Genomic DNA, 16,044 nt, shown 5'->3' on the forward strand with positions numbered 1-16,044 from the left:
CCGGGCTGGGTTGCCGATCCCCGGTCAGTACGCGTCGAGCCGCCGATGCGGATCCTCGCTCACCGCGTCGAGCAGCCGGATGAACCGGTCACACCAGTCGGCGACTGTGCTCTCCTCGAACAGGTCGCTGGCGTACTCGACGACACCGGAGACCTCGTCCCCAGCCGGATTCAGCATCAGCGCGAAGTCCCGTCGCGCACAGGCCAAGGGCTGGTCGACCACCCGTGCGACGAGGTCCGGCAGGGACAGTTCGGGCAGCCCCGGGTTCCAGGTGAACAGGGCGGTTCCGACCGGTGAGGGCTGGCCGGGTCGCCATCGCGGATCGAGTTCCTGGTGGACCACGGTCACCGGGGCCGGCTGGTGTCGTACCGCGTCCAGGATGGTGGCGTCGGTGTCCGCCACGAGCGTGGCGAAGGTCAAGTCGCTGGTCGGGCGGATTCGCAGCAGCATCGGACTGGCGAACAGCCCGACGACCGGTTCGTGCTCCGTACCGGCACGATGGGCGTACGGGCTGGCCAGCACGATGTCGTCACCACCGGTGAGCCGGGACAGCAGCATCGCGTACGCGCTGGCGAACACCGGGAACAGTGTGGTCTTCGTGTCCCGCGTCAACTCCGTCAGCCGATCCGTGAGCGTGGCGGGGACGGTGAAGGTGAACTCGGCCCCCGCCTGGGACCCGGCTGGGCGCGGCCGGTCGGTGGGCAGCTCCAGTCGGGCCGGCGCGTCGGCGAGCTGACCGCGCCAGTATTTCCGTACGCCCTCCTCTGGGAGCATGCCACGTTGCTGGCGGGCGTAGCCGGCATAGCTGGCCGGCAGCGGAGCCAGGGCGGGTGAACGACCGGCCAACGTCGCCGCGTAGGTCTCCGCCAACTCGTCCAGCAGCCGCAGGACCGACCATCCGTCGGCGGCCAGGTGGTGGATCACCACCAGCAGTGACAACTGGTCCGTGCCGGCCTGGTCCGTGCCGGCCTGGGCCTGGTTTGCGCGGGCCTGGGCCAGCGTCGCCCGTAGCAGCGGCTCCCCGTCGACGAACGGCATCCGCCCGGTGGCGACGGCCCACGCCTCGACGTCGTCGGGAGCCACCGTCGACACCGCCACGGTGACCGGCCGGTGGGCGAGCACCTGTTGGACCAGCGTCCCGTCCCGCTCCACCAGCCTGGTACGCAGTGCGGGGTGTCGGCGTACCAGGGTGTCGAGTGCTGTGGTCAATGCTGGCACGGACAGCCGTCCGGTCAGATCCACCCGCAGCGCGATGTGGACGGCCGGCGGATCCGGCACCTGCCGCTGTCGCCACCACATCTGTTCCTGCTGATAGGTGGCGGGGGCCTCGTCCTCCACCGGCCGGTCTCCGGCGTCCACCGGTCGGTCTTTGTCCTCCGTCGGTCGGTCTTTGTCATCCACCGGTGGTTGGCTTCCGGTGTGTGCTGCCAACTCGTCGGTGGCGAGCATGGTCGCCAGGTCCCGGATACCGGTCGCGGTCAGCAGCCGGTGCACCGGAACAGCCGTACCGAACAGCTCGGAGAGCCGGTTGGCCAGCCGTACCGAAGCCAGTGAATGCCCGCCGACCGTGAAGAACGCCTGATCCACCGGCACCCGGGACACCCCGAGTTCCGCGCACCAGGCATCGTGGACCAGCTGTTCCGTCGTGCTGAGCCCGGCATCGCCGTCGGTACCGGCGGCCGGGGCGAGCCGGGACAGGGACAGCGCCGGATCGACGGTGGCCCGCTCGAGCACGCGGTGGAAGTCAGTGAGGAAGCCTCGGACGGTTGCCTCGTCGAAGACCTCGGTACGGAACTCGACATGGCAGCGGATCTGTTCACCGTGCGAGAGATAGACCATCAGGTCGACCGGGGCCTTGGCCAGGCCCTGCGGCAGCGGGGTGGCGGTGACCCCGGGCAGGTCGTACGCGAAGGCACCGCCGCTCTCGTACTCGACGGCGACGTCGAACAGCGGGTGTCGGCCCGGCTCCCGGGGCGGGTCCAGTTCCCGTACCAGATCGTCGAAGGGCAACCCGGTGTACGGCAGACCGTCCACGACGGATCGTTGGACTCGGGTAGCCAGTTCGGCGAAGGTCGGATCTCCGGTCAAATCGCAGCGCAGCGGCACGGTGTCGACGAAGAACCCGATGAGATCCGTGGCCTGCTCGTCGCGGCTGGTCACACCGGTGCCGAGGACGAAGTCCCGCTCGCCGCTGGCCCGGCCGAGCATGACGGCGAAGGCCGCCATCAGGGTGCTGAAGACGGTCACCCCGGCCGTCCGGCTGAACCGATTGACCTCGGTGGTGAGCGCCGGGGGGATCGTCTCGAACAGGCTGCGCCCGGCCGCCGACGGTGCTGTTGGCCGGGGCAGGGCGGTGGGGAGCATCAGGGTGGGTGCGGGCGGGGTCAACCGCTCCCGCCAGTAGCGCAGGTCAGCTGCCCGTTGCTCCGCGTCGATCCGCCGGCCCCGGGCCAACTCGGGGTAGGTCACCGGTAGCGGCGGTAGCGCAGGTGCGTGGCCCGCTGACCGGGCCCGGTAGCAGGCCGAGAGGTCCCGGGTGAAGACCCCGTACGAGTGGCCGTCGGTGGCGAGATGGTGGAACGACGTGACCAGAACGTGGTGCGTGGCGGAGAACCGCAGCAACCGGAACGCGAACGGCGGACCGGCGACGAGGTCGAACCGCCGCTGGCTCTCCTCATCCAGCGCCTGCCGTACAGCGTCCTGCTCGGCCCAGCCGGTGCGGTCCACGACCGGGCACTCCACCGCCATCTCACGGTGGACCACCTGCATCGGCTCCCCGTCCACCAGCCGATACGAGGTACGCAGCGGCGCGTGCCGGTCGACCACGTCACGCAGCGCCGCCCGCAAGGCGGGGACGTCCAGCGCGCCGTCCAGCCGCGTCGCGGCGGCTTCGTTGTACGCCGGAGTGCCCGGCTGCATCTGCTCGACCAACCAGAGCCGCCGTTGTGCCGGGGACAGGGGAGCCACCTCGGGCTGGGCCGGCCCGGCCTCAGGTGGTGCCTGCCCGTCGCCCATCGTGTCGTGGCCGCGTGGCGTGGACCGGCGGCCCGTCGTGTCGCGGAGGGGTACAGCGGCCCGGCGGCCCGTCGTGTCGTGGCGGCGTGGCGTGGACCGGCGGAGCGCATCGATGAACGGCAAGCCCGCCCGTACGGCCTCCGGCGGTACCCCGAAGTCGACGAAGCAGGCGATCTCGTCCGCCCCGGCGTCGAGTACCGCCCGTACCACCTCCTGGCTGCTCTCCGGCGAGCCGATCAGGGCTCGCTGCTCGCAGTAGCGCTCGTACGCCTGGGCGAGCAGGAACCGCAGGTCGTCCTCGGGCGTGTTGGCCAGGTCGATGTTGATGCCGAGACTGTTGGTGACCTGGCCGAGCAAACTGAACGAGGACCGCAGGTACGCGCAGAACGGCTCGAACGCCTGCCGGCGTACCTCGTCGGTGTCCGGGCCGAGGTAGGTGTGCAGCAGCACCGTTACCCGGCCACCCGCCGGGTCCAGCCCATGTTCGGCCCGGGTACGCCGATACAGCGCGATGTTCTTGGCGAGTTGGGCGACGTCCTGGGTCATCAGGTTGGTGACCACGCCGATGTCCCGCCGGGCCGCTTCCCGATAGCTGTCGGGGTTGCCGACGATGGCGGTGAAGAACGGTGGCATCTCCTGCACTGGTCGGGGGAAGAGCCGTACCTCGATCTGCTCTCCGCTGCCGGACCGGGCCGGCACCGGCTCGCCCCGCCACAACTGCTGCACGGTCGCCAGGTGCTCGTACATGACCTGCTTGTGCTTGCCGAAGTTCTCCGGGTAGAAGACGAAGTCGTTGGCGTGCCAGCCCGGGGCGCAGCCCAGCCCCACCCGTCCCCCGGACAGGTTGTCGACCATCGACCATTCCTCGGCCACCCGGACCGGGTGGTGCAGCGGCAGGACCACCGAGCCGGCGTTGAGCCGGATCCGCTCGGTACGGGCGGCGATGGCGGCGGCGAGGACTGACGGGTTGGGGAAGATTCCGCCGAACGAGTGGAAGTGCCGTTCCGGGAACCACACCGCGTGGAAGTCGTGCGTGTCGGCGTACTCGGCCGCGTCGAGGATCAACCGGTAACGGTCCTGGTCGGCCGAGGCGGGGTAGTCGCCGAAGAAGTACAGGCTGAAGTCGGTGGTCTCGGCCTCCGGCTCAGCGGTCACCTCCGGGGGCGTGGCCTTCTCCGGCTTCACCGACGTTGGCTGCGGTGACGCTGGCGCGGCTGACTCCACCGGGGCTGGCGGCGTGGCTCCGGCGAGCAGGTCGAGTTGTTGGCGCATCAGATCGAGTTGTCGATGGACGATGTCGGTGAGCGCCGGTGTCGTCCCACCTGCCACGGTCCTGTCTGCCGGCGTCGCACCTACCGCCGTTCCGTCTGCTGGTGTTCCGGCCGGAGCGGCTGGGACAGGGACGGTTGTGGCCGGAGCGGCTGGGGCAGGGACTGCGGCAGCCGCGGCGATCGCCTCGGCGAGCCGGCGCGGCGTGTTCAGGCCACCGAAGAGGTCGCGAATCGGGACCCGGATGCCGAACTCGCGGTCGACCTCGCGGGACATGGTGAGCAGCAGGAGCGAGTCGGCGCCGAGCCCGAGGAAGGTCTCGTCCGGGGTGATCTCCGATAGCTCGACGCCGAGCCGGGTCGCGGTCATGGCCCGGACCTGTTCCAGAACGTCGTTCACGGTCGGGTCGTCTCCTGTCGTCCGGGCGGCGGTATCCGGTTGCCCGGATATCCAGTGCCTACGTCGCTGGAAGGGGTACGTCGGCAGCGGCACCCGCCGCCCACCGCTGCCCTCGGTGACCGTCGCCCAGTCGATGGGCGCGCCGACGCAGTAGAGCGCCCCGAGGGCCCGCCACAGGCCGGCCACGGGTGGCTGCCCGGCTGGCTGCGACGGCTGCCATGTGACACCGGGCGTCGTCGTCCGGGCCAGGCCGGTCAGCGTCGCGTCCGGACCCGCTTCGACGACCAGACGTACCTTCACCTCGGCGAGTCGACGTAGTGCCGCGTCGAACCGGACCGGTTCCCGGGCCTGCCGGCACAGGTGGTCGGCGTTCGGCAGCCAGCCCGGTTCCCGGAGCACCCCGTCGAGGGTGCTGATGAAGGGCGACTCGATTGGCCGGATGTCGATCTCGGCGACCAGTTCGCGAAACTCGGTCAGCACCTTTTTCACGGCGCTGGTGTGGAACGCCCGGGTGACGGCCAACCGTCGACTCGTCGCACCCAGGAGGTCCACCTGCCGTAGTGCCGCCGCGACCGTCTCCGGTGCGCCGGCGACGACGTACCGGGTCGGGCTGTTGACTGCGGCCAGTTCCAGGTCGGGTACAGCGTCCAACAGTCGATCCAGAGTGGACCGGTCGGCGGCCACCGCAAGCATCGCGCCCGGCGCCATCCCGTCCCGCATGAGCCGACCTCGGTGGCTCGCCAACCGGATCGCGTCGACTGCCGAGAGCGCCCCGGCGGCGGCGAGCGCGGCGAGTTCCCCGACGCTGTGGCCGAGCAGGTAGGCCGGTCGTACCCCCCAGGTGTGCCACAGCCGGTGCAGCCCGATTCCGAGGGCGACCAGGGCTGGCTGGCTCACCTCGGTCGGCGGTCCGTCGGGTCCGGTGTCGGCAAGCTGCTCGTACAGATCGCCGCCCACCGCCTGGTGGTAGCTGGCGGCGGTCTGCGCCAGCAGCTCACCCACCACATCGAACCGCTCGGCGAGCGCCAGCAGCGGACGCAGGGTGCCGCCCTGGCCGGGGAACGCCATGGCCAGCGTCCCGACCCCCTGGGTCGGGACCTCACCGGTCAACATCGCCCCGGTCGGGGGCCGGCCGCCCAGCCCGCCCTCCGCCGCCCCGTCGACGACGAAGGCACCGAGGGCAGTCGCCAGTTCGGCAGGGGAGTCGCCAAGGACCACGAGCCGATGGCGCAGGTGGCGGCGACCACGGGCGGCGGTCACGACGAGATCCGCCGGGCGCGGCGGGTCCTGCCCAGCCAGCTGATCCCGGTACGCCTCGGCGAGCTGGCGCAGCGCCGCCGGGTCGGTGGCCGACAGCGGGAGCAGCCCGGGTGCCCCCGCCGTACCGGGTGGGTCAGCCGCCGGAGTCGGCGGCTCCTCGACGATCACATGTGCGTTGGTGCCGCCGACCCCCAGCGCGCTGACGCCGGCGCGGCGCGGAGTGCCGTTCGCCGGCCAGGCGGTCAGGGTGGTGGCGATCCGGAACGGGCCACTGGTGAGATCGATCGCCGGGTGCGGCCGGTCGAAGTTCAGCTGCGCTGGGATCTGGCCGGTACGAACCGCCAGCACCGCCTTGAGCAGCCCGGCCAGCCCGGCGCAGCTGTCCAGGTGGCCGATGTTTGCCTTGACCGAGCCCAGATAGCGGGTGCCGGTCGAGTAGGCCTGGGCGAGCGCCTGGTGTTCGATCGGGTCACCGAGGGCGGTGCCGGTGCCGTGCGCCTCGACGTACCCGATGGAGTCGGCCGGCACGCCGGCGGTGCGCAACGCCCGGCGCACCACATCGACCTGCCCGGCCACGCCGGGTGCGGTGAATCCCACCTTGCCGGCACCGTCGTTGTTGACGGCGGTGCCGAGGACGACCGCGTGGATGGTGTCCCCGTCGGCCAGTGCCCGGTCGAGTCGCTTGAGGACCACGGCCGCGACACCGTTGCCACCGACCGTGCCGTCGGCGTCCGCGTCGAAGGGCCGGCATTGGCCCTGCCGGGACAGGACCGAGCCCTCGGTGTGGCGGTATCCGGTCACCTGCGGGACGTGTACCGCCGCCGCACCGGCGATCGCGATGTCGGCGTCGTCGTTGAGCAGGGAGAGCACGGCCAGGTGCACCGCGACCAGGGAGGTCGAGCAGGCGGTCTGGACGTTCACCGCCGGCCCGGTCAACCCCAGCCGGTACGCCGCCCGGGTGGCGAGGAAGTCGGGCTGGTTGCCCAGCGCCACGCCGATCGAGGTGGCCTGGTCCGTGGAGCCGCTGGCCGCCGCCAGGTTGTTACGCAGGTAGGTGTGGTGGGAGTAGAGGTTCATCCCGCTGCCAGCGAAGAGGCCGATCCGGGCATCGTCACCGCTGCCGGCGTAGCCGGCGTCCTCCAGTGCGTGGTGGCAGGTTTCGAGGAACAACCGGTGTTGCGGGTCCAGCAACTCGGCTTCCCGGGCACTGATGCCGAAGTGGGCGGCGTCGAACCCGGCGACGTCGTCGAGGGCCCCACTGACCGGTACGAAGTCGGCGTCCCGGATGGTCGCCTCCGGTACACCGGCGGCGGCCAGCTCGTCGGGGCTGAAGCGCCGCAGGCTCGCCACGCCAGCGGTGAGGTTGGCCCAGTACTCCGCGACGGTGGCGGCACCGGGCAGCCGCGCTGCCATGCCAATGATCGCAATCCGCCGGTCGGCTACCGGGGTCTTCTGGCCGTCCGCCGGCTGCCCGGGTGTGGACGTGCTCTCCTGCGCCGTCGACTCCGCCCCGGCGAGGAAATGGGCGAGGCTCTCCACGGTCGGGTGAGCGAACAACGCCGGCTGTGGGATGTCCCGGCCGAGCACCTGCGCCAACCGGGCGCGCAACCGCACGATCTGCACCGAGCCCAACCCGAGTTCGTAGAAGGGACGGGTCGGATCCACCGGTTCGCCGACGATCTCGCCGACCGCGTCGAGCACCAGCTGTCGTACGTCCTGCCGGATGCCGGCCCCCGCCGCTGGCGACAGCGCCGACCCGTCCGGGTCCGACTTGGCCGCCACCGGGTCCGGCCGGTACGCCCCAGCAAGGTAGCGCTGCCGCAGCAAGGCCCGCTGGATCTTGCCGCCGCTGGTCCGGGGAAACTCCGATTCCGGTACGGCGACGACGTCGCCCACCGCGACGTGCAGCCGCTGCCCGACAATCGCAGCGACGTGGCGCTCGACCTGTCCCGGCTCGATCGGCTCGGTGGCATCCGGAACGTAGAAGATCACCAGCGTCTCGGTGCCCGTGTGCGGGTCCGGTACACCGCAGGCGGCGACCAGCCCGGGCACGATGCCGGCCGTTCCCACCATGATCCGTTCGACCTCGTGGCTCGGGTAGTTGTGGCCGTTGAGGATGATCAGATCCTTTTCGCGGCCGGTGATGGTGATCCGTCCGTCGATCATGAAGGCGAGGTCACCGGTGTCCAGCCAGCCCGGTTCCGGAAAAGCAGCCCGGGTGGCATCGGGATCACCCAGGTAGCCGGGGGTGACCCGTGCCGAGCGGACCTGGAGTCGGCCGATCCGGGCTTCGGGCAGCACCTGGCTGGCCTCGTCGACGATGCGGAGCGTGGCACCGGGCGCGGGCGCTCCGACCGACAGGAACGTGGTGACGTCCTCCTCGTGCTCCTCGGCCCATTGGAGATCCCCGGTGAGGCTGCTGGTGCGTACCCGCTGCCAGTTGCCGGGGTCGCCGAGGGAGGCGAAGGTGATGCCGGTGCAGGTCTCCGACATGCCCCAGGCGGGGCTCAGCGCGGCGGCGGTCACCCCGGCCGGGGCGGTCACGTCGAGGAACGCTTGGAACGTCTCCCAGGTGCACTGTTCGCCACCGCTGACCAGGCGGCGGATCGTACGCAGGTCCCAACTGCGTCCGGCAGCCCGGTCAGTGGCCTGGTCGGTGGCCCGACCGGCGGCGTCGGCGACCAGTCGGAAGGCGAAGTTCGGTGCCCAGCTGTGCGTGACGCGGTACTCCTGCATCAGGTCGAGCCAGCGCAGCGGATCGGTGAGTACGAACGGCGTCTCCACCTGGATGCTGGTCGCGCCGAGGAACACCCCGCCGAGGTGGTAGAGCATCAGCCCGGCGACGTGGTCCAGCGGCAGCCAGTTGAGTAGTACGTCACTGGGCTGGACGTCCAACATCGTTCGGGCGCCGACGGCGTACTCGCTGACGCCCCGGTGGGTGATCTGGATGATCTTCGGTGTGCCGGTGCTGCCCGAGGAGAGTTGCAGCATCGCCACGGAGTCCGGGGTGATGTCCAACGTCGGCGGATCCACGGGACGGGCGGCGGCCAACTCTGCCACGGCGACGGCATCGTCGGCCAGGGGCAGTTCGCGCAGACCGTCGAGGTCGTCGGCCCCGCCGATCACCATCGGTCGGCCCAGCGCCTGCCAGGTGTGGCTGATGGCCCGCAGCGCCGGCCCATCGATCTCGTACGACGGGGGCGCGCCGGTGACGACGGGCACGATGCCACCAAGCAGGCAGCCCCAGAAGGCTGGAAAGAACTCCGCGTCGGAGAGGCGGAGCACGACGTACTGTCCGGCCCGGACGTCGCGCCGATGCAACCCGCCGAGCACCGCACGAGCCTGGGTCAACAGATCCGGGTAGCTGAGGTGACCGCGCTCGCCGGTCGGGCCGACCAGGTGCACGCCGGAGTCGGGGAACCGGTCGGCCGCACGCAGCAGCGCCGCCGGCATGGTCAGGGGATGCTCCGGATCGACCGGCAGGTCACCCCCGTAGCTGATCGCGGGCGGTCGGTCAGGCGTCGCTGAACTCACGGGCCACCTCTGTGGTCTGTGGGCGGGGCGCGGACCGGCGGGAGCCGGCCCGGACAGTGCGAATGTGGACGATGAGGAAGCCGATCGCCGCTGCCAGGGCCGCCGTGTGCGCGGCGGCGACGACAGGGAACGGGGCGAAGACGTCGAGCAGCGCGGCGCAGCCGACCATGCCAAGCCCGAAGCCGGTGTTCTGGGCGGTGACGGCGAACCCGAGCACCTGGGCCCGTACGTTGTCCGGCACCCCCTGCAACCGCGCGGTGTAGGTGATCTCGGCGCAGCCGTCCGCCATGCCCGCGGCCGCCGCCAGTAGCACGAGCAGCCACACCGGTGGATCGGCGAAGGAGAGCACGAAGAAGACCGACATCAGGCAGGTGGCGATACCGAAGGTCAGTTCCGGGTGCGCTAGTTCCTGTTTGCGGCCGCGCCAGCTCAGGAGGCCACCGGCGGCCAGTGTGCCGACCGCCCACGCGGTCAGGAAGGTCGCGGAGAACGAGGCGGGGTTCTCCGGCGAGACGAGGTTGGCGTAGATCGGCAGGCCCACGTTGTGCGACGCCGACCCGAACGCGTCCATGCTGCGTACCGCGACCATCGCCAGGAGTAGCGCGGGCATGGCCCGGATCGCGCCGACCGCCGGTAGCCGCCAGTGGATCAGCGATCGACGTGGCTGCTGCTTCGCCGCCCCGGTAGCCTTCTGCTTCTTGGCAGCCTTCTGACTCCTGGCGGCCCGGCCGAGTGGTACGCCGAGCAGCAGCAGCGCGCAGAGCAGGTACGACGCCGCGTCGATCAGGAACACATGCTGGAAACCCCACTGGGCCACCAACACTCCGGCAGAGGCGAAGCCGAGCAGCATCGCCACGGAGCGGGCGGTGACGAGCTGACTGTTGGCCCCGGTACGCCGCTCGGCACCGACGAGGTCGGGCACGCTCGCCCGCATCGCCACACCCCACTGGGTCTGGGTGACGCCGAGTACGACCCCCACTGCGTACAGGAGGAGGTGTTGTGCCGAGGCGGGGGCCAGCGCGAGCGCGGTGATCGCCCCGGCCGACAGCAGATCACAACCGATCATCAGGGCTCGGCGGGAGTGGCGGGCAGCCAGGATCCCGGCAGCGAGTCCGGCGATGATCCCGGATCCGAGCCGTAGCGCCATGAAGAGTCCGGTTTGCAGGCCGGAGCCGGTGACCTGGAACGCGAACAGGCTCAGCGCGACCAGGTTGAGATATGTTCCGTACGATGACACTGCGTAAGCGGCAGTGAGCAAGCCGTGCCCCCGGGCGGGGGAACCGGCGCGGGTCACGGCAGTAGCGTAGCCCGAGGTCGCGTCGATTGTGGACACAAGATCCGTTGCGGTACTTCGATCTTCCGACGATGCGGGCGGCCGGTTGCGAAGGGTAACCATTTCGGGGCGGTGTGTGGGTATCGTGGCTCGGTCGGCCGGGCGTGGGTGTCCGGGCGAGATACATGGTCCACGTAGCACTCAGATCTTGGTGAGGGTTGGCCCCTCGAAGGGCCAACCCTCACCAAGATCTGCGAAGAAACCCCTTAAACCGGTGTCTCGATGGCCTCGTCCTGGTCACTGGGCGTCCGGGCGGCGGCCAGCACCGCGACGACGTCGTCCAGAGTGTCCAGCCGGCCCGCCGGGCCGTCGAACTCGACCTCGACGTCGTACTCCAGCTCGATCGCGTCGACCAGGCGCAGCAGGCCGAGCGAGTCGACGCCCAGGGCGACCATCGATCCGCCGGTCAGCAGGTCCGCAACCGGCACCTGGCCGCCCGTGACGCTGCTGATCAGCTCGGCGACCCGCTGCCGTAGCGCCTCGTTGGTATGCATTCAGTTTGCTCCTCGGGCGTCTCGGATGAATTCGGCGATCTCGGCGATGGTGGGCGTATCGAAGAAGACGTCCAACGGCACCTCCACGCTGAGCCGCTGCTGGATCCGGCTGCTGATCCGGGTGATGCTCAGCGAATGACCGCCAAGGTCGAACAGGTCCTCGTCCGGACCGATGTCGTCGATCCGCAGCACGTCCTGCCAGATCACCGTCAACTGTGCGACCACCGGATCGGCTGCCTCGGCCGGACCGACCGCGTCCGCCAGACCAGCAACGGAGGCAGAGGCAGAGGCGGCCGTGGCCGTGCCCCGTGCCGCCGGGGCGGGCAGTGCGGCCCGGTCCAGTTTGCCGTTCGGGGTCAGCGGCAGCCGATCCAGGACGACCCAGTCGGCCGGCAACATGGCCGAGGGCAGGCTGTGGGCCAGATGCTGACGTAGGTCCGCCGGCTCAGGTGTGGTCGTGCCGCGAGGCACCAGGTACCCGACCAGCCGAGGCTCCTCGGCGGCGGCTTCGGCCAGGAGCACCGCCGCCTCGGCCACCGCCGGATGCTCCAACAGTCGAGTGGTGACCTCACCCAACTCGATCCGATGCCCCCGGATCTTCACCTGGTCGTCGGTGCGGCCGAGGAAGTCGATCCGCCCGTCCGGCAGCCACCGACATCGGTCCCCGGTGCGGTAGAGCCGACCATCCGACGACCCGAACGGATCCGGTCCAAAGCGCTCGTCGGTCAGGTCGGGCCGCCCCAGGTAGCCGGCGGCCAAGCCGAGTCCACCCAGATACAGCTCGCCAGGCACCCCGATCGGCACCGGCCGCAGCTCATCGTCCAGCAGGTACGCGCGGGTGTTGACGACCGGCCGACCGATGCTCACCTCGTCCGGCTCAGCGGGGATCTCCGCGAAGGTGGCGTAGATGGTGGCCTCCGTCGGGCCGTACCCGTTGATCAGGCGGGTGACCCGGGCCCGCAGGTCGCGGGCCAGCGGAACCGGCAACGCCTCGCCGCCAGTGACCGCCACCAGCGGCTCCGGAGCCAGCCGGCCGTCGGACCGATTCGGCGACCCGCCCAGGTCGGCCGCCAGCAACACCCGCCATCCCGACGGGGTTGCCTGCACGTGGGTCACCCCGCTGTCGCGGACCAGCCGCAACACGCCGGCACCATCCAACGCACTCACCGAGGAGGCGACCACCACCCGACCGCCGGTGGTCAACGGCAGGAACAGCTCCACGCCGGAGATGTCGAACGACAGCGAGGTGAGGTTCAGCCAAGCGTGCTCCGGCCGGCTGTCCAGCAGGTCCCGCATGGCCAGCATTGTGTTTGCCAACGAGCCGTGCCGGACCGCGACGCCCTTCGGCCGTCCCGTCGAGCCCGACGTGTACAGCACGTAGGCGAGGTCGTCGGGGGTCGGCGGCTTCTCCTCGCGGGCCGGTGCCGGCCCGTTACCCAGCTCGACCTGGTCGAGGGCGAGAACCGAGAGCCTCGGGTCCAGCCGGGTGGCCGTCTCGGTGGTGGTGACCACCAGGACCGGGTCGGCGTCGTCGAGGATGAGCGTCTGCCGGGCTGGCGGATAGCCCGGGTCGACCGGTACGTACGCCGCCCAGCACCGCAGCACGGCCAGCAGCGTCACCACCGCCGACCAGGACCGGTCCAGGGCGACCGCGACCCGCGAACCGGTGCCGACGCCCCGCTGCCGGAGCAGCCCGGCCAGCCGGGCGCTGGCGGCGTCGAGTTCGGCGTAGCTCAACCTCCGGTCACCGTCGACCACAGCCACCGCGTCCGGCGTCTCCCGAACCCGGGCCGCGAACAGGCCGGGCACGGTGGCGCTGCCGGGATACGGCCGGTCGGTCCCACTCCAGTCTTGTAGCTGTTCGAATTCGTCGGCGGGCAGGATCGGCAGGTCGGCCACCGACCGCTCCGGGTCGGCGACGACAGCGGCCAGCAGCGTACGGAAATGGCCCCCGATCCGGGCCACTGCCTCGGTCGGAATGGCCGCCGGACTGTGCTGGAGGCTCACGGTCAGCCCGGCCGGGGAGTCCACCATCTGAATGTGCAGCGCGTTGCGGGCGGCTCCGCTGAACAGGCTCCACTCGACGCTGCTCGCCACCCCGGGGAAGGTCGGCTCCGGTGCCCGACGGCGGTAGCCGACCGAGACCGGGGTCAGTGCGGGTGCCGGCCGCAGCCCAGACACCGCATGGGCCAGCGGCACCGCACGGATCCGGTACAACTCCCGCAGTTGGGCCCGGACAGCCTGCGCATGGGCTCGGAACGTTCCGGTGGCCTCGGCGACCCCGACCGGCAGCTCGTTGACGAAGAGTCCGATGTGGTCGGCCTGCTCCGGGGTACGGGTGGACAGGCCGACGCCCACCGGCGTGCCCCGGTTGCCGTACCTCGCCAGCAGGGCGTGCACCACGGCGAGCAGCAGCTCGAACCGGGTCACGCCGAGCGAGGCGGTGGCCCGGTCCAGTCCGGCGACGAGTTCGGCCGGTAGGTCGAGGTCGACGGCCGCCCCGGGTTCCGCGCCGGTCGGTAGCCGGCGCAGGCCGGGCAGGATCACCCCGCCCGGGCCGGACCAGTGCTGCTGCCAGTACGCGAGGGCCACTGACAGTTCCGCGTCGACCCGGTCCCGCTCGGCTGCCGCGTGTGCGGCGTACCCGGCTGGTAGTGGCCCGAGGTCGACCTGCTCGCCAGCGCGTTCACCGCCGGGGCGGACGGCGCCGGGGCGGACGGCAGCGGGGCGGACGGCAGCGGCGTACGCGGTGGCCAGATCCCGGGCCAGTACGTCCTTGGACATGCCGTCGAAGACCAGGTGGTGGGCGGTGACCAGCAGCAGGTGCCGCCCGTCGGTGCCGGTGATCAGGGTGAACCGGGCCAGTGGGCCGGTACGCAGGTCGTGGGGACGGGCGAGTTCCTCGGCGATCCGTTCCTCGGTCAGCTCTCCGAAACCGACCTTCGGTTGATCGTCGGCCGGGGCCAGCCGGGGCGTCCCGTCGGCGTCCACGACGATCCGGGTGCCCAGCACCTCGTGTCGGGCGATCACCGCCTGGCACGCCTCGACCAGCGCCGCCCGGTCCAGGTCGGCGGTGAACCGGATGCCGAGCGCCATCTGGTACGCCGTACCGGCCACACCGGCCTGCTCGGTGAACCAGACCGCGTGCTGCGCGTACGTCGCCTCGGCGATGCCCACGTGCCCTCCCATATCGGGGTTTCCCTCAGTTGTCATCAGTTGTCGAACTGGCTGGTCAGTTGTCGTTTAAGGACCTTGCCGCCGGCGTTGCGGGGTAGCTGGTCGAGTAGCAGCACCCGGGCCGGGAGTTGGTAGTCGGCGAGCCGGCCGGCGAGGAAGCCGCGCAGTGCCGGCAGGGCCAGCTCGGCCGGTGGGGTGTCCGGACGGGGCACCACCACAGCGGCCACTGCGGACCCCAGCACCGGGTGCGGTAGGCCGACCACCGCCACCTCGGCAACGTACGGATGTTCGTGCAACGCGGCCTCGACCTCCAGTGAGGAGATCTTGAAGGCCCCGGACTTGATCACGTCCTCGTGCCGGTCGGACAGATAGAGGTAGCCGCCGTCGTCGAGCCGGCCGATGTCGCCCATCCGGACCCAGCCGTCGCGGAAGGTGGCCCGGTTGGCCACCTCGTCCTGGTAGTAGGCCCGGGAGTGCGGGGCCCGCAACCAGACGTCGCCGATGGTCCCGGTGGGCAGCGGATTGCCGTCGGCATCGGCGATCCGGAGCTGACCGTCGACCGCCCGACCCACCGCGTCCCGTCGGGCCGGGTCGAAGATCATGACCGTCTGCGCCGGTGCCGCCTCGGTCGAGGTGTAGTAGTTGACGATCGCCGCCTCGGGAAAGGTTGCCGCCAGCCGGGCGGCCACCGCCGGGGCCAGCGGCGCGGCGGTCGAGCCGATCAGGTGTACGCCGGCCAGCTCCCGGCCGGTCAGCGCCCCGGAGTCGAGCAGTTCGATGGCCATGGACGGCACCACGAAGACCGTGCCCACCCCGGCCGACTCGATCAGTCGGGCGAACCGGACCGGGGTGAACCGAGGCAGGGTCAGCGCGGTCGGCTTGGAAGTGAGCGCGTTGAACAGCATGGTCTGCCCGGCGTTGGTGCCGATCGCGAAGGCGTGCAGGAACCGTTCCGAGTGGGCCAGGGCCAGCCGGCGCGGGTGGCTCGGCACGCCGACGGTCAGGTTGGCGTGGCTGGCCGCGACCCCCTTCGGTCGGCCCGTGGTACCCGAGGTGTAGAGGATCTGGGCCAGGTCACCGGGGCGTACCGGTGGGAGATCCGTCGCCGCGGTGCCGCCGTTGTCGACACTGGCCAGCAGGTCGGCCAGGGACCGGACCGGTACGCCCGCCGGGGCGGCCGGTGGCGAGGTGTCACCGCCGTACAGGACGAGCCTGGCGGCGCAGTGCTCCAGTGCGTACCGGAGTTGCCCGTCGGCGAGCCGGTCGGAGAGTGGTACGGCGACCGCCCCCGCCCGCAGCACCCCGCAGTACGCCACCGCGAACTCGGTCCAGTCCCGGGCCCCGAACACCAGCCCGACCCGGTCGCCGGGCCGTAGCCCGGCCTGGCCCAGTGCGGTGGCGACGGCGGTCGCCCCGGTCTCCCAGTCGGCGAAGGTGAGCCGGGCGAGCCCGTGCACCTCGATCGCCACCCGGTCGGGGTGCACAGTGCATCGCCAGGTCAGTAGCTCCGGCACGGTCCGGGCAGCCGGTACGGTGCGTCGCCCGGTAGTCGTCGAGGCCATC

The 16,044-nt window shown here is 71.1% G+C and carries 5 protein-coding genes; all 5 read right to left on the minus strand.

Annotated elements, in window-relative coordinates; all coding sequences use genetic code 11:
- Window positions 1-24: 24 nt before the first annotated feature.
- Window positions 25-9,477 (minus strand): MupA/Atu3671 family FMN-dependent luciferase-like monooxygenase, encoded by a 9,453-nt coding sequence (locus ACWDV4_RS21010; protein WP_449981323.1) that lies wholly within the window; start codon window positions 9,475-9,477, stop codon window positions 25-27.
- Window positions 9,458-10,873 carry an MFS transporter gene (locus tag ACWDV4_RS21015; protein WP_449981325.1) on the minus strand — a complete coding sequence of 472 codons (1,416 nt, stop codon included), beginning with the start codon at window positions 10,871-10,873 and terminating at the stop codon, window positions 9,458-9,460. The genes ACWDV4_RS21010 and ACWDV4_RS21015 overlap by 20 nt, the downstream gene beginning before the upstream one ends.
- A gap of 143 nt (window positions 10,874-11,016) precedes the next feature.
- The gene (locus ACWDV4_RS21020; protein WP_449981327.1) at window positions 11,017-11,304 is read right to left on the minus strand and encodes an acyl carrier protein; all 288 of its coding nucleotides are present in this window, start codon (window positions 11,302-11,304) and stop codon (window positions 11,017-11,019) included.
- Window positions 11,305-14,493: a non-ribosomal peptide synthetase gene (locus ACWDV4_RS21025; protein WP_449981329.1), complete on the minus strand. Its 3,189-nt coding sequence runs from the start codon at window positions 14,491-14,493 to the stop codon at window positions 11,305-11,307.
- 23 nt (window positions 14,494-14,516) lie between these two features.
- Window positions 14,517-16,043, minus strand: coding sequence for an AMP-binding protein (locus ACWDV4_RS21030; protein ID WP_449981331.1), 1,527 nt, complete (start codon window positions 16,041-16,043; stop codon window positions 14,517-14,519).
- Between the last annotated feature and the right edge of the window lies 1 nt (window position 16,044).

This window comes from Micromonospora sp. NPDC003197 (assembly GCF_053590565.1).

What these genes read in the sequence shown, in the direction of transcription:
- ACWDV4_RS21015 (WP_449981325.1), bottom strand. Translation starts at nt 10,873, where the DNA reads ATGGTTACCCTTCGCAACCGGCCGCCCGCATCGTCGGAAGATCGAAGT.
- ACWDV4_RS21020 (WP_449981327.1), bottom strand. Translation starts at nt 11,304, where the DNA reads ATGCATACCAACGAGGCGCTACGGCAGCGGGTCGCCGAGCTGATCAGC.
- ACWDV4_RS21025 (WP_449981329.1), bottom strand. Translation starts at nt 14,493, where the DNA reads ATGGGAGGGCACGTGGGCATCGCCGAGGCGACGTACGCGCAGCACGCG.
- ACWDV4_RS21030 (WP_449981331.1), bottom strand. Translation starts at nt 16,043, where the DNA reads ATGGCCTCGACGACTACCGGGCGACGCACCGTACCGGCTGCCCGGACC.